Consider the following 16,862-nt stretch of genomic DNA (forward strand, 5'->3'; position numbering starts at 1 on the left):
TGACAATAATATTGCCGAATTCGGCTCTTTTCTGGAGTCGTGTTAATGATCATAAAAAAATGCGGTGGCCACTGGACGTTAAGTTTGCTGGCGAGCGTTGTAATCAGTTCTCTTTTTCTCAACACAGCTTATGCCTGGCAACAAGAATATATCGTTGATACGCAGCCTGGGCATACTACGGAGCGTTATACCTGGGATAGTGATCACCAACCTGATTACAACGATATTTTGTCGCAACGTATTCAAAGTAGCCAAAGGGCGCTGGGACTGGAAGTCAATCTGGCGGAGGATACGCCTGCCGATGTGACCAGCAGTATGAGTATGGGCTGGAATTTCCCTTTATATGAACATGTTACAACAGGCCCAGTCGCCGCATTGCATTATGATGGTACGACCATTTCGATGTATAACGAGTTTGGCGACAGCACTGCAACGTTGACCGATCCGTTATGGCATGCCAGCGTCAGTACATTAGGCTGGCGTGTTGATTCCCGGCTTGGTGATTTTCGTCCCTGGGCGCAAATCAGCTATAACCAGCAATTTGGTGAAAATATCTGGAAGGCTCAATCAGGCCTAAGTCGCATGACGGCGACAAATCAGAACGGCAACTGGCTTGATGTGACTGTGGGCGCCGATATGTTGCTTAATCCAAATATTGCCGCTTATGCCGCGTTATCTCAGGCAGAAAACAGCAACAATAATAATGATTATTTGTATAGCATGGGCGTTAGTGCCAGATTTTAACTTGTTATTTACAATTTGAACCCGCGTATAACAATCATTGTGTTGATAGTGGGTACTAACTGACACAATTATTATTGTGGTGAATATTTGTCACGTCATTCATTCCTGAACTAAGGCATTTCATTCCGTTCTGATGGCATTTCATGCCGTTTTTCCCCTGGCATAAAGTGCACTTCGATATGGTTGTCGGCAGAGACCTTTCCTTTTTATTAATGCAGGAACACTGCCATGACACCTTCCAACTATCAACGTACGCGCTGGCTGACGCTTATCGGTACTATTATTACCCAGTTCGCCCTGGGGTCGGTTTATACCTGGAGCCTGTTTAACGGTGCACTTTCCGCCAAACTGGATGCACCGGTAAGCCAGGTGGCTTTCTCCTTTGGCCTGTTGAGTCTGGGACTGGCAATTTCGTCTTCTGTCGCGGGAAAATTACAGGAACGTTTTGGCGTTAAACGCGTCACTATGGCTTCCGGTATTTTGCTGGGATTAGGCTTCTTCCTGACCGCGCATTCCAACAACCTGATGATGCTGTGGCTGAGTGCCGGTGTGCTGGTCGGTCTGGCAGATGGCGCGGGTTACTTGCTGACGCTCTCTAACTGCGTGAAGTGGTTCCCGGAACGTAAAGGTTTGATCTCCGCATTCGCCATTGGTTCCTATGGCCTGGGTAGCCTGGGGTTCAAATTTATCGACACGCAACTGCTGGAAACGGTCGGTCTGGAAAAAACCTTTATAATTTGGGGCGCGATTGCGCTGGTGATGATTGTTTTTGGCGCGACCTTAATGAAAGATGCGCCGAAACAGGAAGTCAAAACCCATAATGGCGTGGTGGAAAATGATTTCACCCTGGCAGAGTCGATGCGTAAACCGCAGTACTGGATGCTGGCGGTAATGTTCCTGACTGCCTGCATGAGTGGCCTGTATGTTATTGGGGTGGCGAAAGATATCGCGCAGAGTCTGGCGCATCTTGATGCAATTTCCGCAGCCAACGCAGTGACGGTCATTTCAATTGCTAACCTTTCTGGTCGTCTGGTTCTGGGTATTCTGTCTGACAAAATCGCCCGTATTCGGGTCATCACCATTGGACAGGTGGTTTCGCTGGTGGGCATGGCGGCACTGCTGTTCGCTCCACTCAATGCGTTAACGTTCTTCGCGGCGATTGCCTGCGTGGCGTTTAACTTCGGCGGCACAATCACGGTGTTCCCGTCACTGGTCAGCGAGTTCTTTGGACTTAATAATCTGGCGAAAAACTACGGTGTAATTTACCTCGGTTTCGGTATCGGCAGCATTTGCGGCTCGATTATCGCCTCACTGTTTGGTGGTTTCTATGTGACCTTCTACGTGATTTTCGCCTTGCTGATTCTGTCTCTTGCACTTTCTACGACTATTCGCCAGCCAGGGCAGAAGGTGTTGCGCGAGGTTCACGTCTAAAAATATCATTGTAAGAAAATGAAGGGGAGGGACGTGAGTTTCTCCCTTTTCCTATTTCAGAGTATAAATAGAACAATGTATTCTTTCTGTGAATGCATTACTCTATTTATATAAAATATCAATATAAATATTTTCCGAAAGTATATTTCCCTATTGATGTTGTTTTTTATAACATGCTGAATTTAATATATATTCATTTTTATTTTAAAAAATAATATTTAGTAAAAATAATTTTATTTTTTAGTGCCATTTGTATAATCTGCGCCCCGTTGTGTGAACAACATTAAGCATATTTATCTATATAAATGGAGTTATTCATGAAAAAGGTTGTTTTTGCCTTGTCAGCACTGGCGTTAACTTCTGGTTCCGTATTTGCAGCGGATTCCGGTGATGGCACTGTGAAATTTACAGGTGAAATCGTCGATGCAGCTTGCGTACTGTCAGTTGATTCTCAGAATCAGGAAGTTGTCCTGGGTCAGGTGCAAAAATCTGTATTTGCTGCAGTCGGTGATAAATCACCATCAAAACCTTTCGAAATCAAGCTGGAAGATTGTGATATCACCACTTTGAAAAAGGCGAAAGTCAGCTTTAGTGGCGTTGGTGATACCGATAAACCTGAACTTATCTCTGTTAGCACCGAAGCAGGCGCGGCGAAAGGCGTAGGTATCGGTATTTATGATAACAGCAACACCCTGGTTGCGATGAATAGTGGTGAATCCAGCACTGACCTGAAAAAAGGTCAGACAGTTCTTTATTTCACCGCAAACTATGTTTCTACTTTAGCTGCTGTAACTACTGGTTATGGTAATGCTCAGGTTGATTTCAATCTGTCTTACGAGTAATAGTTAGTTTCACAATTGGCGAAGATGAATTCTCCGCCAATTGTGTTCAACGTTCATGGATAGAATGATGAAAAAAAAATTCATTGCGTTAACTCTTTGGGTGTTAATTTCGCAGTCTGCACTAGCGAGTGGGGTTGGGCTTAGTTCTACTCGGGTGATTTATGACGGTAATAAGAAAGAAGCATCGCTAACCGTACAAAACAAAAATAAATCAGAAGAATTTCTTATTCAGTCATGGGTTGATGATGCAACGGGTAGTAAAAAAACACCATTCATCATTACTCCGCCATTATTCAAACTTGAGCCAGGAAAAAACAACATCTTACGTATCGTAAATGTGAATCCGTCCTTACCTCAGGATCGTGAATCTGTTTACTGGGTAAACGTCAAAGCGATTCCTTCTCAAAATGAAGAAAATGAAGGGAAAAATGTCTTGCAGATTGCAGTTCGTACTCGCATCAAGCTTTTTTATCGCCCAGCAGGTCTAAAAGGGGATATTAAATCTTCGCCAGGAGAACTACGTTTTACGCGAAACGGTAAACAGATAAAAGTTGACAATCCAACTGTTTTTAACATCACGTTCAGTGATGTATTTATTAACGGACACGAAATTGAAAAGTCCGGTATGGTGCCAGCAAAAGGGTCTTTGAATATCAATTTGCCTGCAGGTGTGAACAGTGCTTCGCAAATAAAATATAATACAATTAATGATTTTGGCTCTTCAGGTGAATATCTGACTCGCGAAATTAATTAATAGTTTTCAGGGGAACCAACTTAATGTCATGGATGGTCGTTTCGCGCACTTACACTTCTTTGCCCTTTTCTTTATCTGTATTGGCGCTTACGGTTGCAGGCTCTTTTTCTGCGACAGCTGGAAAATTTAATCCGCGTTTTCTGGAAGATACCGCAGGGATCAACCAGCATGTTGACCTTTCCATGTACGAAACTGACCATGGCGCGCAGTTGCCTGGAACATATCGCGTTTCTTTAATCGTCAATGAACAAAAAATGGAAACGCGCACTCTGGAGTTTAAGGCGGCTACAGAATCCCAACGAAAGGAGATGGGGGAGTTTCTCATACCTTGTTTAAGCCGGACACAACTGGCTGATATGGGCGTTCGTGTAGACAGTTTTTCAGCACTTAACCTTATACCAGCAGAAGCCTGTGTGGCGTTTAATGAAATTATCCCTCAGGCGACCAGTCATTTTGATTTTAGCGAACAAAAACTGGTGATGAGTTTTCCTCAGGCGGCAATGCAGCAGGTTGCTCGCGGTACAGTACCTGAATCACGCTGGGACGATGGTGTGCCCGCGTTGCTTCTTGATTACAGTTTCAGCGGTAGTAACAGTTCTCATGATACAAAAAGTTATAATCGCTACATTGATGAAAATGGTAATCATCACCAGGATAAAAACGAAACTAGCCAGACTAACGATAGCTACTACTTAAGTATGCGAAGCGGCCTTAACCTTGGGGCATGGCGTCTGCGAAATTACAGTAACTGGAGCTATAGTAACGGCGAGAAGCAGTGGGACAATATTGGCACCTATGTAACACGGGCCATTGTTCCGCTGAAAGCGCAACTGACATTGGGTGATACAGCAACACCTTCAGATATTTTTGACAGTGTGCAGATGCGCGGGGCATTACTGGCCTCTGATGAAGAAATGTTGCCAGACAGCCAACGTGGTTTTGCTCCGGTAGTTCGAGGGATAGCGAAAAGTAACGCGGAAGTCAGTATTGAACAAAATGGTTACGTGATTTATCGAGCATTTGTTCAGCCAGGTGCGTTTGAAATTAACGATTTATACCCCACAGCGAACAGCGGTGATTTAACCGTAATTGTTAAAGAGGCTGATGGTAGTGAACAAAGATTTATTCAGCCATTCTCTTCAGTCGCTATTTTCCAACGTGAAGGGCATCTCAAATATAGCCTTTCTGCTGGTGAATACCGTGCTGGTAATTACGATAGCGCCAACCCTCGCTTTGGTCAGTTTAATGCGATGTATGGTTTACCGTTTGGTATGACCACCTATGGTGGCGCATTAATTTCTAAGGATTACAACGCATTTGCTCTGGGATTGGGGAAAAACTTTGGCTCTATTGGTGCAATATCGGTTGATATTACTCAGGCAAAAAGTACATTAAATAATAATGCAACCGATCAGGGACAATCGTACCGCTTTCTTTATTCAAAAAGCTTTGCCAGCGGCACAGATTTCCGTTTATTGGGTTACAAGTATTCTACCAGTGGTTTTTATACCTTCCAGGAAGCAACAGATGTGCGTAGCGGTGCTGACAGCGATTACGGCCGTTACCATAAGCGTAGTGAAATTCAGGGTAATTTGACACAGCAATTGGGCACCTATGGGTCGGTTTATTTCAATATGACCCAGCAGGATTACTGGAATGATGACGGTAAGCGCCTTTCTTTGGCTACCGGGTACAACGGTCGTATTGGACGTGTTAATTACAGTATTGCTTACAGTTGGAATAAAAGCCCTGAATGGGATGAAAACGACCAGTTGTGGTCATTTAATGTTTCCATTCCGTTTGGTCGGGCATGGAGTAACTACCGCGTGACAACCGATCAGGATGGTCGTACGACACAACAGCTTGGCGTCAATGGCACTCTGTTAGAAGATCGCAATCTTAGCTATAACGTTCAGGAAGGGTATTCCAGTAATGGTGTTGGTAATAGCGGTAATGCCAGTTTGTCGTACCAGGGCGGCGCCGGTAATATCAGCGTGGGTTACAGCTATGGTAAAGACTACCAGCAGACTAACTACAGCCTGCGTGGTGGCATTGTAGCGCACAGTGAAGGGATCTCGCTTTCCCAACCTTTGGGTGAAACCATTGGTATAGTTTCAGCACCAGGTGCCCGGGGGGCGAAAGTATTAAATAATAGTGGTGTGAGTGTTGACTGGCAAGGTAATGCGGTCGTTCCTTATCTGAGCATCTACCGTGAAAATGATGTGTCCATTCGCAGTGAAACGTTGAATGACAGTGTTGATATGAACAGCGCATTCCAGACAGTTGTGCCAACGCGAGGAGCTGTCGTACGGGCGCATTTCGATACCCGTGTGGGTTATCGAGTTCTTATGACATTAATTCGGCAAAATGAAGTGAGCGTCCCCTTTGGTGCAACTGCAACGCTGGTTTCAGATAAAAGTGAACAGATTAGCGGTATTGTTGGTGAAGATGGGCAGTTATATATCAGCGGGATGCCTAAAAAAGGGGATGTGAAGATCGTATGGGGTAAAGATACTTCACAACAATGCGTTGCGAAATATGAACTGCCGATTAAGGAAAAATCGTCAGGTATTATTTCTGTGACAACAAATTGCCAATGATCAGGGATAGATAATATGATGAAAATTTCAAATCTGTTTTTTGTTGGAAGCATGTTGTTTACGGCCAATAATGTTATGGCTGCAGATTGGGGACCCTGTACATCGACTTCAGGTGTTCATGATTACCCAGTCAATTTTGATATTGATATTATGGATGCCAGCAAAAATAAAGCGGGTACTGAATTAAGATTAATTTACTCATGGGCTGGTGTTGGGCAGCCTTTTAGTTTTATTTGTGAGTGTCCGGATACTTATAAAACGGAAAAGGATACACTGATTAAAGTCGTGAGTAACTTATCTACGGCAACGCGAAAAATAAACAGTGAGCAATACTACCGGTTAACCGATGAGCTGGAAGTAATGACCATGATTCAAGGTCCAAGCGTGTTGTTCCGCGTTCCGGAGGCCAATAGTCAGATCCCTAATTTAAATAACTCTTCTCAAGACTGTAAAGGTAATAATCTGGGGCAATTTGGCAGTAATGGCTATCTGTCATTTTATATAGCAAAGCCTGTTCAGGGTGAGGTGGAAATTCCCTACACGCTTATTGCAACAATGTATGCCTCAAAGAAAAAAAATACATACAGGGATCCACTTTCTACGGTCAGTATTGCAGGAAAATTGACCTTTACACAAGGCTGTAAAATTGACGCCGGTACGGTATTGGATGTCCCCTTCGGCGAGTACCCATCTTCGGCATTTAAAAATAAAAAAGGAACCATTCCAGTTGGAGGCACTGAAAAAGAGATTAACCTCCAGTTCGATTGTGAAAATATTACCGATGGCATTCAGGTATCTCTAAGGATTGAAGGAAACACAAGTCAGGCTGACGAGCGTGCCATCGATATGGGTAACCCAGACATTGGTGTGTTGGTTATGGATCCAAACGGCAATGTCTTAAGGCCTAACGATACCAACAGCAGTGTTAACTTAAACCTCGGTTCGAACGATTCCCAACAACATCGCGATGCAACAATTAAACTGAAAGCAGCACCAATCAGCACGACCGGAAATGCTCCAGCGGCAGGGCAATATAGTGGGGTTGCAACAATCTTTCTGGATATGGATTAGTCATCATGTGGAGAAATAGTATACGTTGCCTGTTACCCTTTTTAGCTCTGGCATATTTTCCCGGCGCTGAAGCCAAAATAAGCCTCGGTGAAGCAGGAAAACTGACGTTTTCTCTTTCAGTCGTGGCCAAAGGGTGTGAGTTTGAAGCCGCTGATTTAGAAGTTGTCATGGGGAAAATGATGTTAATGAAGCCAGTCACGGTCGGAAGAGTCATAAACGAAAAAAATTTCGTAATCGAATTAAAAGATTGTGACGGAATATCAAAAGCTAAAGTAACAATGGACGGCCTTCCTGACACCAATGATAACTCTCTTTTTGCTCTGGATGCCGGAGGCGCAACGGGAATAGCCCTGCAAATTGTTGACGGCAAGGGCACAAAACAGATTCCGAAAGTCGCTGGTGGAACGGCGATAGAGTGGCCAGTAAATGGAACAACAACCCAACTGAACTACAAAGCGAGTTATGTCGTTGTAAACGCCAATGCAACGTCTGGACATGCAAATGCCATGGTCAATTTCTCCGTGGAGTATGAGTAACCAGTTTCGGACTTTTGGCAGAAAAAGAGGAGATTACTCCTCTTTTTTACAAGAACAGTTAATTATTGGTCTGCATTCTGACTTGCTTTTTGTAAATATCTGTAGCTAAAACTCACTTCATTGCCACTTTTCCTTCTCTCTGTGGTCTACTTAACGACATGAGCAGGGGATGGCGTTCACTACTCCTGCATTTTTTCCTGATACTCCCACTGCAAAAACGGAGTGCTGGATATTTTTTCCCCTTTATCCCAGGGTTTGTTTGCATGAGATACATCAAAACGATAACGCAGCAAAAGCTAAGCTTTTTTCTCGCTGTCTATATTGGTTTGTTTATGAATTGCGCAGTCTATTTCCGTCGGTTTGACGGTTACGCGCATAACTTCACTTTTCTTAATGGCGTTTCGGCGGTTATCGAACTGGCAGGGACGGTTCTGGCAACCTTCTTCTTTTTACGCTTAATTTCACTCTTTGGCAGAACGGCCTGGAAAGTGCTGGCTTCATTGCTGGTGCTGATTTCTGCCGGAGCCAGCTACTACATGACATTTATGAATGTCATGATTGGCTACGGGATTGTCGCTTCGGTGATGACCACCGACATTGACCTGTCGAAAGAAGTGGTTGGCTGGACGCTTATCGCATGGGTTGTACTGGTGAGTATTATCCCGTTGCTATTTATCTGGATGAACCGCTCACAAGACACCTTCTGGCGTCAGCTTTGTACCCCGAAAACACGCTGGCGTAGCGCGCTTACTGTGCTGTTAGCGGGCTTGCTGGTATGGGGGCCAATACGTCTGATGGATGTAGCGCAAAAGCGTGCCGATCGCATGGCTGGGGTGGATATGCCTAGTTATGGCGGGGTGTTGGCGAACTCCTATTTACCTTCGAACTGGCTTTCTGCGTTGGGGCTGTATGCCTGGGCGCAAGTGGATGAATCTTCAGACAATCGTTCGCTGATGAATCCGGCGAAAAAATTCACCTATACCCCGACGCAAAATCTCGACGACACCTATGTGATTTTCATTATTGGTGAAACCACGCGTTGGGATCATATGGGAATGTTGGGCTACGAGCGTGATACAACGCCGAAGCTGGCAAAAGAGAAAAACCTGGTTATGTACCGAGGTTATTCTTGCGATACCGCGACTAAATTATCACTACGCTGTATGTTTGTGCGTGAAGGTGGAACGGAAGATAACCCTCAACGTACTCTTAAAGAACAGAACGTATTTGCGGTTCTCAAACAGTTGGGTTTTAGCTCCGATTTGTACGCCATGCAGAGCGAGATGTGGTTCTACAGCAATACCATGGCTGACAACATTGCCTACCGTGAGCAAATCGCGGCTGAGCCACGTAACCGTGGAAAAGCGGTAGACGACATGTTGCTGGTGAATGAAATTGAACGTTCTCTGGAGAAAAAACCAGAAGGTAAGCATCTGATTGTGCTGCATACCAAAGGGTCGCACTACAATTATACTCAGCGTTATCCACGTGAGTTTGCCCAGTGGAAGCCAGAGTGTTATGCAATTGATCGCAAATGTCCAAAAGCGCCGATGATCAACTCATACGATAACTCCATCAGCTACGTAGATCATTTTATCGACTCGGTGATCGACAGATTCCGCGATAAGAAAGCAATTGTGTTCTACGCGGCGGATCACGGTGAGTCGATTAACGAGCGTGAGCACTTGCATGGTACACCACGTGAATATGCACCGCCGGAGCAGTTCCGCGTGCCGATGATGGTCTGGATGTCAGATAAATATCTGGAAAATCCGGCCAATGCGCAGGCATTCGCGCAGTTGAAAAAAGAAGCCGATATGAAAGTACCGCGCCGTCACGTAGAGCTGTACGACACCATCATGGGCTGTCTCGGCTATACTTCACCGGATGGTGGAATTAACGAAAATAACAACTGGTGCCACATCCCACAGGCGAAGGCTGTTGCGGCTAACTAAGCGGCCTGCTGACTTTCTCGCCGATCAAAAGGCATTTTGCTATTAAGGGATTGACGAGGGCGTATCTGCGCAGTAAGATGCGCCCCGCATTCGGTGATTGGCGCAGCCTGGTAGCGCACTTCGTTCGGGACGAAGGGGTCGGAGGTTCGAATCCTCTATCACCGACCAAATTCGAAAAGCCTGCTCAGCGAGCAGGCTTTTTTGCATTTGTAGCCTATGAGGATGAGAACCTCCGGGGGGAGGGAGGTTCGACTCGAGCGAAGCGAGAGAACGTTGCGCCAGCAACGGCCCGCAGGGCGAGCCACGAAGTGGCGAGTAATCCTCTATCACCGACCAATTTAGAAAAACCAGCCTACGGGCTGGTTTTTTGCTTTCTGCGGCCTGAAGAGGATGAGAACCTCCGGGGGCAGGAGGTTCGACTCGACGTAGGCCTGATAAGACGCGCCAGCGTCGCATCAGGCAAATGTGCCGGCCCATTGTCGGATGCGGCGTGAACACCTTATCCACCCCCCACACCACACATTTCCCTGCCAAATTTGCGCCCCATATCTCACTATCCATTAACGGATTTGTGACAGAATCCATTGTCTTTTTTTATATTTGCTTAAATCTTTTTTTGCGTTACTTATGGCTGGCGCTGGCATTTTCCGCTGTGCGTTTTAGCGTTCATGGTATTAATCGCTCAGATATCCACCTTTTCCTCAGATTTTTTTCATTAAAAGCATAAAACTTAATCACCAATTGTTGCGAAATATTAAGGTGATTGTTCTGGTTATGTTGGAGTAGCACAAATTTCTCTGCTGCAAATAGCGGTTTGAAGTTTTTTTAATCTTTGTTTGTGGATTCTCACCGTTGGTGTAAATCCCGGTTGGCTGTATTGACGTTTTCACATTCTGTTGACAGATTGTAGGTCACGAGGGGCATTTTATGGAGGATCCGCACTGTTACACTGATGTTAATTAGTACGGCATCCCCACCTCATAACGTTGACCCGACCGGGCAAAAAACAAAAAAGGTCAGGCAACGACAACCCACTGCAAAGGGTTAAAACAACAAACATCACAATTGGAGCAGAATAATGCGTATTTCCTTGAAAAAGTCAGGGATGCTGAAGCTTGGTCTCAGCCTGGTGGCTATGACCGTTGCAGCAAGTGTTCAGGCTAAAACTCTGGTTTATTGCTCAGAAGGTTCGCCTGAAGGGTTTAACCCGCAGCTGTTTACCTCCGGCACCACCTATGACGCCTCTTCCGTACCGCTTTATAACCGCCTGGTTGAATTTAAAATCGGCACCACCGAAGTGATTCCAGGCCTCGCTGAAAAGTGGGAAATCAGCGAAGACGGTAAAACCTATACCTTCCATCTGCGTAAAGGTGTGAAGTGGCATGACAATAAAGAATTCAAACCGACGCGCGAACTGAATGCCGATGACGTGGTGTTCTCGTTCGATCGTCAGAAAAACGCGCAAAACCCGTACCATAAAGTTTCTGGCGGCAGCTACGAATACTTCGAAGGCATGGGCTTGCCGGAGCTGATCAGCGAAGTGAAGAAGGTGGACGACAACACCGTTCAGTTCGTGCTAACGCGTCCGGAAGCGCCGTTCCTCGCTGACCTGGCAATGGACTTCGCCTCTATTCTGTCAAAAGAATATGCTGACGCGATGATGAAAGCTGGTACACCGGAAAAACTGGACCTCAACCCAATCGGCACCGGCCCGTTCCAGTTACAGCAGTACCAGAAAGATTCCCGTATTCGCTACAAAGCATTTGATGGCTACTGGGGCACCAAACCGCAGATCGATACGCTGGTCTTCTCTATTACTCCTGATGCTTCTGTGCGTTACGCAAAATTGCAGAAGAACGAATGCCAGGTGATGCCGTACCCGAACCCGGCAGATATCGCCCGTATGAAGCAGGATAAATCCATCAACCTGATGGAAATGCCGGGGCTGAACGTCGGTTATCTCTCGTATAACGTGCAGAAAAAACCACTAGATGACGTGAAAGTTCGCCAGGCACTGACCTACGCGGTGAACAAAGACGCGATAATCAAAGCGGTTTATCAGGGCGCGGGCGTGGCAGCGAAAAACCTGATCCCGCCAACCATGTGGGGCTATAACGACGACGTTCAGGATTACACCTATGATCCTGAAAAAGCGAAAGCCTTGCTGAAAGAAGCCGGTCTGGAAAAAGGTTTCTCCATCGATCTGTGGGCAATGCCGGTACAGCGTCCGTATAACCCGAACGCTCGCCGCATGGCGGAGATGATTCAGGCGGACTGGGCGAAAGTGGGCGTACAGGCCAAAATCGTCACCTACGAATGGGGTGAGTACCTCAAGCGTGCGAAAGATGGCGAGCACCAGACGGTAATGATGGGCTGGACTGGCGATAACGGGGATCCGGATAACTTCTTCGCTACCCTCTTCAGTTGCGCCGCCTCTGAACAAGGTTCCAACTACTCAAAATGGTGCTACAAACCGTTTGAAGATCTGATTCAACCGGCACGTGCTACCGACGACCACAACAAGCGTGTTGAATTGTACAAACAAGCACAGGTCGTGATGCACGATCAGGCTCCGGCATTGATCATCGCTCACTCCACCGTGTTTGAACCGGTACGCAAAGAAGTTAAAGGCTATGTGGTTGATCCATTAGGCAAACATCACTTCGAAAATGTCTCTATTGAATAATTAAAAGCCGTACAAGACTGATGGCAAAGGCAAAACTGCCTGATGTGCTCCGCTTATCAGGCCTACGAAAATTCTGCAATGTATTGAGTTTGCCAGATTTTGTAGGCCGGATAAGGCGTTCAGTCCGCATCCGGCATGAACAAAGCGCACTTTGTCAACAATCTGCATACCCGGTGGTGCTGTGCCTCTGCGCACAGCGCCATCCGGCAGCAATACTTCATTCCCTGTCCGGCACGGGCGGGAATTGATTGGTGAGCAATACAGACACGCAGTTCCAGGCTGCGGGTCACTATAGAGAATCCGGGTTATGTTGCAGTTTATTCTCCGACGTTTGGGACTCGTCATCCCCACGTTTATCGGTATTACCCTTCTCACCTTTGCCTTTGTTCACATGATCCCCGGCGATCCGGTGATGATCATGGCGGGCGAACGTGGGATCTCCCCAGAGCGCCATGCGCAATTGCTGGCAGAACTCGGCTTAGATAAGCCGATGTGGCAGCAGTATCTCCATTACATTTGGGGCGTTATGCACGGCGATCTAGGCATTTCGATGAAAAGCCGCATCCCGGTTTGGGAAGAGTTCGTGCCACGCTTCCAGGCTACGCTGGAACTTGGTGTTTGCGCGATGATTTTTGCGACTGCGGTCGGTATTCCGGTTGGTGTACTGGCTGCGGTTAAACGCGGTTCCATTTTCGATCACACGGCGGTTGGTCTGGCGCTGACCGGCTACTCGATGCCAATCTTCTGGTGGGGCATGATGTTGATCATGCTGGTTTCAGTGCACTGGAACCTGACGCCTGTCTCCGGTCGCGTGAGCGACATGGTGTTTCTCGATGATTCCAATCCGTTAACCGGTTTTATGCTGATCGACACCGCCATCTGGGGGGAAGACGGTAACTTTATCGATGCCGTCGCCCATATGCTCCTGCCCGCTATTGTGCTGGGTACAATCCCGCTGGCGGTCATTGTGCGTATGACGCGCTCCTCGATGCTGGAAGTGCTGGGTGAAGACTATATCCGCACCGCGCGAGCCAAAGGGCTGACCCGCCTTAGGGTGATTATCGTCCATGCGCTACGTAACGCGATGCTGCCGGTGGTGACCGTTATTGGCCTGCAGGTGGGGACGCTGCTGGCGGGGGCGATTCTGACCGAAACCATCTTCTCGTGGCCCGGTCTTGGGCGCTGGTTAATTGACGCGCTGCAACGCCGCGATTATCCGGTGGTGCAGGGCGGCGTATTGCTGGTGGCGACGATGATTATCCTCGTCAACCTGCTGGTCGATCTGCTGTACGGCGTGGTGAACCCGCGTATTCGTCATAAGAAGTAAGGGAACATCATGTCACAGGTTACTGAAAATAAAGTGATTACTGCACCGGTGCCGATGACCCCGTTACAGGAGTTCTGGCACTATTTTAAACGCAACAAAGGCGCGGTCGTCGGGCTGGTTTACGTCGTCATCGTGCTGTTTATCGCGATCTTTGCCAACTGGATTGCACCCTATAACCCGGCGGAACAGTTCCGCGATGCACTGCTCGCCCCGCCAGCCTGGCAGGAAGGCGGCAGCATGGCGCACTTGCTGGGCACCGATGACGTAGGCCGTGATGTGCTGTCGCGCCTGATGTACGGTGCGCGATTGTCACTGCTGGTTGGCTGTCTGGTGGTGGTGTTATCGCTGATTATGGGCGTTATTCTCGGCCTGATCGCCGGTTACTTTGGCGGCCTGGTCGATAACATCATTATGCGCGTGGTCGATATCATGCTGGCGCTGCCAAGTCTGCTGTTGGCACTGGTGCTGGTGGCGATTTTCGGCCCGTCGATTGGTAACGCCGCGCTGGCACTGACCTTCGTTGCCTTGCCGCACTATGTGCGCTTAACCCGCGCCGCCGTGCTGGTGGAAGTTAACCGCGATTACGTTACCGCGTCTCGCGTGGCAGGTGCCGGGGCGATGCGTCAGATGTTTATTAACATCTTCCCGAACTGCCTGGCGCCGCTGATTGTTCAGGCGTCGCTCGGTTTCTCTAACGCCATTCTCGATATGGCTGCTCTTGGTTTCCTCGGCATGGGGGCACAGCCGCCAACGCCTGAGTGGGGCACCATGCTCTCCGACGTGTTGCAGTTCGCGCAAAGCGCCTGGTGGGTCGTGACCTTCCCTGGTCTGGCGATCCTGCTGACGGTGCTGGCATTTAACCTGATGGGTGACGGTCTGCGTGACGCGCTCGATCCCAAACTGAAGCAGTAAGAGGTTCGAGATGGCGTTATTAAATGTAGATAAATTATCGGTGCATTTCGGTGACGAAAGCGCACCGTTCCGCGCCGTAGACCGCATCAGCTACAGCGTAAAACAGGGCGAAGTGGTCGGGATTGTGGGTGAGTCCGGCTCTGGTAAATCGGTCAGTTCGCTGGCGATTATGGGGCTGATTGATTATCCGGGCCGCGTAATGGCGGAAAAGCTGGAGTTTAACGGTCAGGATTTACAGCGTATCTCAGAAAAAGAGCGCCGCAACCTGGTGGGTGCCGAAGTGGCGATGATCTTCCAGGACCCGATGACCAGCCTTAACCCGTGCTACACCGTGGGTTTCCAGATCATGGAAGCGATTAAGGTGCATCAGGGCGGCAACAAAAGTACCCGCCGTCAGCGAGCGATTGACCTGCTGAATCTGGTCGGTATTCCCGATCCGGCTTCGCGTTTGGATGTTTACCCGCATCAGCTTTCCGGCGGCATGAGCCAGCGCGTGATGATCGCCATGGCGATTGCCTGTCGGCCAAAGCTGCTGATTGCCGATGAACCAACCACTGCGCTGGACGTGACCATTCAGGCGCAAATTATCGAACTGCTGCTGGAGCTACAGCAGAAAGAGAACATGGCGCTGGTGTTGATCACTCATGACCTGGCGCTGGTGGCGGAAGCGGCACATAAAATCATCGTGATGTATGCAGGTCAGGTGGTGGAAACGGGCGATGCGCACGCCATCTTCCATGCGCCGCGTCACCCGTATACTCAGGCATTGCTGCGTGCGCTGCCGGAATTTGCTCAGGACAAAGAACGTCTGGCGTCGTTGCCAGGTGTTGTTCCTGGCAAGTATGACCGCCCGAACGGCTGCCTGCTTAACCCGCGCTGCCCCTACGCCACTGACAAATGCCGTGCTGAAGAACCGGCGCTGAATATGCTCGCTGACGGGCGTCAGTCCAAATGCCATTACCCACTTGATGATGCCGGGAGGCCCACACTATGAGTACGCAAGAGGCCACCTCGCAACAACCGCTGTTGCAGGCTATCGACCTGAAAAAACATTATCCGGTGAAGAAAGGTATGTTCGCACCGGAACGTCTGGTGAAGGCGCTGGATGGTGTTTCGTTTAACCTTGAACGTGGCAAAACGCTGGCAGTAGTGGGCGAATCTGGCTGCGGTAAATCGACCCTCGGTCGGTTGCTGACGATGATTGAAACGCCCACCGGCGGCGAGCTGTATTACCAGGGGCAGGATTTGCTCAAGCACGATCCGCAGGCGCAGAAGCTGCGTCGGCAGAAAATCCAGATTGTCTTCCAGAACCCTTACGGTTCGCTGAATCCGCGTAAAAAAGTTGGGCAAATTCTCGAAGAGCCGCTGCTGATCAACACCAGCTTAAGCAAAGAACAGCGTCGGGAAAAAGCCCTGTCGATGATGGCGAAAGTCGGCCTGAAAACCGAGCACTACGACCGCTATCCGCACATGTTTTCCGGCGGTCAGCGTCAGCGTATCGCCATTGCACGTGGTCTGATGCTCGACCCGGACGTGGTGATTGCCGATGAACCGGTTTCCGCGCTGGACGTCTCGGTGCGTGCGCAGGTGCTCAACCTGATGATGGATTTGCAGCAGGAACTGGGGCTTTCTTATGTCTTCATCTCCCACGACCTGTCGGTGGTGGAGCACATTGCCGATGAAGTGATGGTGATGTACCTGGGCCGCTGCGTGGAGAAGGGAACGAAGGAACAAATCTTTAATAACCCGCGCCATCCGTATACTCAGGCACTGCTCTCTGCGACGCCGCGCCTGAATCCGGACGATCGCCGCGAGCGCATCAAGCTCACCGGTGAACTGCCAAGCCCGCTGAATCCACCGCCGGGTTGCGCCTTCAACGCCCGCTGTCGTCGGCGCTTCGGCCCCTGCACCCAGTTGCAGCCGCAGCTAAAAGACTACGGCGGTCAACTGGTCGCTTGTTTTGCTGTTGATCAGGATGAAAATCCGCAGCGTTAACTCACAAAA

General features: G+C 48.5%; 13 protein-coding genes, 1 tRNA gene and 1 other RNA gene. All 15 read left to right on the forward strand.

From position 1 onward, the window contains the following. The first annotated feature begins 45 nt into the window (after window positions 1-45). The 15 genes from A7Z06_RS18340 (at window position 46) to dppF (ending at window position 16,853) form a co-directional block, all read left to right on the forward strand. Complete coding sequence (locus tag A7Z06_RS18340) at window positions 46-744, forward strand: autotransporter outer membrane beta-barrel domain-containing protein (protein ID WP_000584407.1); 699 nt, start codon at window positions 46-48, stop codon at window positions 742-744. 228 nt (window positions 745-972) lie between these two features. Continuing rightward, entirely contained in the window at window positions 973-2,175 is a 1,203-nt protein-coding gene (locus tag A7Z06_RS18350) for an L-lactate MFS transporter (RefSeq protein WP_000189033.1), read from the forward strand. Between the two features lie 317 nt (window positions 2,176-2,492). After that, window positions 2,493-3,017, forward strand: a complete 525-nt coding sequence (lpfA, locus tag A7Z06_RS18355; protein ID WP_000758160.1) for a long polar fimbrial major subunit LpfA — start codon at window positions 2,493-2,495, stop codon at window positions 3,015-3,017. A 67-nt stretch (window positions 3,018-3,084) separates the two neighbouring features. Continuing rightward, the gene (gene lpfB / locus A7Z06_RS18360; protein ID WP_000726213.1) at window positions 3,085-3,771 is read left to right on the forward strand and encodes a long polar fimbrial biogenesis chaperone LpfB; all 687 of its coding nucleotides are present in this window, start codon (window positions 3,085-3,087) and stop codon (window positions 3,769-3,771) included. A gap of 23 nt (window positions 3,772-3,794) precedes the next feature. Next, window positions 3,795-6,371, forward strand: coding sequence for an outer membrane usher protein LpfC (lpfC, locus tag A7Z06_RS18365; RefSeq protein WP_085461389.1), 2,577 nt, complete (start codon window positions 3,795-3,797; stop codon window positions 6,369-6,371). A gap of 15 nt (window positions 6,372-6,386) precedes the next feature. Then, window positions 6,387-7,442 carry a fimbrial protein gene (locus tag A7Z06_RS18370; protein ID WP_000975824.1) on the forward strand — a complete coding sequence of 352 codons (1,056 nt, stop codon included), beginning with the start codon at window positions 6,387-6,389 and terminating at the stop codon, window positions 7,440-7,442. Between the two features lie 5 nt (window positions 7,443-7,447). Beyond that, the gene (gene lpfE / locus A7Z06_RS18375; protein ID WP_000269272.1) at window positions 7,448-7,978 is read left to right on the forward strand and encodes a long polar fimbrial protein LpfE; all 531 of its coding nucleotides are present in this window, start codon (window positions 7,448-7,450) and stop codon (window positions 7,976-7,978) included. Window positions 7,979-8,241: 263 nt separating this feature from the next. Next, window positions 8,242-9,933, forward strand: coding sequence for a kdo(2)-lipid A phosphoethanolamine 7''-transferase (gene eptB / locus A7Z06_RS18380; RefSeq protein ID WP_001269268.1), 1,692 nt, complete (start codon window positions 8,242-8,244; stop codon window positions 9,931-9,933). Between the two features lie 91 nt (window positions 9,934-10,024). After that, window positions 10,025-10,101: transfer RNA gene (locus A7Z06_RS18385), tRNA-Pro, on the forward strand. Between the two features lie 34 nt (window positions 10,102-10,135). Next, window positions 10,136-10,269, forward strand: a non-coding RNA gene (locus tag A7Z06_RS18390) — RtT sRNA. A 742-nt stretch (window positions 10,270-11,011) separates the two neighbouring features. Further along, entirely contained in the window at window positions 11,012-12,619 is a 1,608-nt protein-coding gene (gene dppA / locus A7Z06_RS18395; RefSeq protein WP_001222867.1) for a dipeptide ABC transporter substrate-binding protein DppA, read from the forward strand. A 307-nt stretch (window positions 12,620-12,926) separates the two neighbouring features. Next, complete coding sequence (dppB, locus tag A7Z06_RS18405; protein WP_000938858.1) at window positions 12,927-13,946, forward strand: dipeptide ABC transporter permease DppB; 1,020 nt, start codon at window positions 12,927-12,929, stop codon at window positions 13,944-13,946. 9 nt (window positions 13,947-13,955) lie between these two features. Further along, window positions 13,956-14,858, forward strand: coding sequence for a dipeptide ABC transporter permease DppC (gene dppC / locus A7Z06_RS18410; RefSeq protein WP_000084682.1), 903 nt, complete (start codon window positions 13,956-13,958; stop codon window positions 14,856-14,858). Window positions 14,859-14,868: 10 nt separating this feature from the next. Continuing rightward, window positions 14,869-15,852 carry a dipeptide ABC transporter ATP-binding protein gene (gene dppD, locus A7Z06_RS18415; RefSeq protein ID WP_001196477.1) on the forward strand — a complete coding sequence of 328 codons (984 nt, stop codon included), beginning with the start codon at window positions 14,869-14,871 and terminating at the stop codon, window positions 15,850-15,852. Further along, the gene (gene dppF / locus A7Z06_RS18420; RefSeq protein ID WP_000107037.1) at window positions 15,849-16,853 is read left to right on the forward strand and encodes a dipeptide ABC transporter ATP-binding subunit DppF; all 1,005 of its coding nucleotides are present in this window, start codon (window positions 15,849-15,851) and stop codon (window positions 16,851-16,853) included. Before dppD ends, dppF begins: the two co-directional genes overlap by 4 nt. Window positions 16,854-16,862: the final 9 nt, after the last annotated feature.

Origin of the sequence: Escherichia sp. MOD1-EC6819 (genome assembly GCF_002965765.1) — a bacterium.
Lineage (GTDB): Bacteria > Pseudomonadota > Gammaproteobacteria > Enterobacterales > Enterobacteriaceae > Escherichia > Escherichia ruysiae.

Excerpts from the sequence above, each read along its gene's own strand:
- lpfA (WP_000758160.1), top strand. The coding sequence starts at position 2,493 with ATGAAAAAGGTTGTTTTTGCCTTGTCAGCACTGGCGTTAACTTCTGGT.
- lpfC (WP_085461389.1), top strand. The coding sequence starts at position 3,795 with ATGTCATGGATGGTCGTTTCGCGCACTTACACTTCTTTGCCCTTTTCT.
- eptB (WP_001269268.1), top strand. The coding sequence starts at position 8,242 with ATGAGATACATCAAAACGATAACGCAGCAAAAGCTAAGCTTTTTTCTC.
- dppA (WP_001222867.1), top strand. The coding sequence starts at position 11,012 with ATGCGTATTTCCTTGAAAAAGTCAGGGATGCTGAAGCTTGGTCTCAGC.
- lpfB (WP_000726213.1), top strand. The coding sequence starts at position 3,085 with ATGAAAAAAAAATTCATTGCGTTAACTCTTTGGGTGTTAATTTCGCAG.
- A7Z06_RS18340 (WP_000584407.1), top strand. The coding sequence starts at position 46 with ATGATCATAAAAAAATGCGGTGGCCACTGGACGTTAAGTTTGCTGGCG.
- lpfE (WP_000269272.1), top strand. The coding sequence starts at position 7,448 with ATGTGGAGAAATAGTATACGTTGCCTGTTACCCTTTTTAGCTCTGGCA.
- dppC (WP_000084682.1), top strand. The coding sequence starts at position 13,956 with ATGTCACAGGTTACTGAAAATAAAGTGATTACTGCACCGGTGCCGATG.
- dppF (WP_000107037.1), top strand. The coding sequence starts at position 15,849 with ATGAGTACGCAAGAGGCCACCTCGCAACAACCGCTGTTGCAGGCTATC.
- A7Z06_RS18350 (WP_000189033.1), top strand. The coding sequence starts at position 973 with ATGACACCTTCCAACTATCAACGTACGCGCTGGCTGACGCTTATCGGT.
- A7Z06_RS18370 (WP_000975824.1), top strand. The coding sequence starts at position 6,387 with ATGATGAAAATTTCAAATCTGTTTTTTGTTGGAAGCATGTTGTTTACG.
- dppD (WP_001196477.1), top strand. The coding sequence starts at position 14,869 with ATGGCGTTATTAAATGTAGATAAATTATCGGTGCATTTCGGTGACGAA.
- dppB (WP_000938858.1), top strand. The coding sequence starts at position 12,927 with ATGTTGCAGTTTATTCTCCGACGTTTGGGACTCGTCATCCCCACGTTT.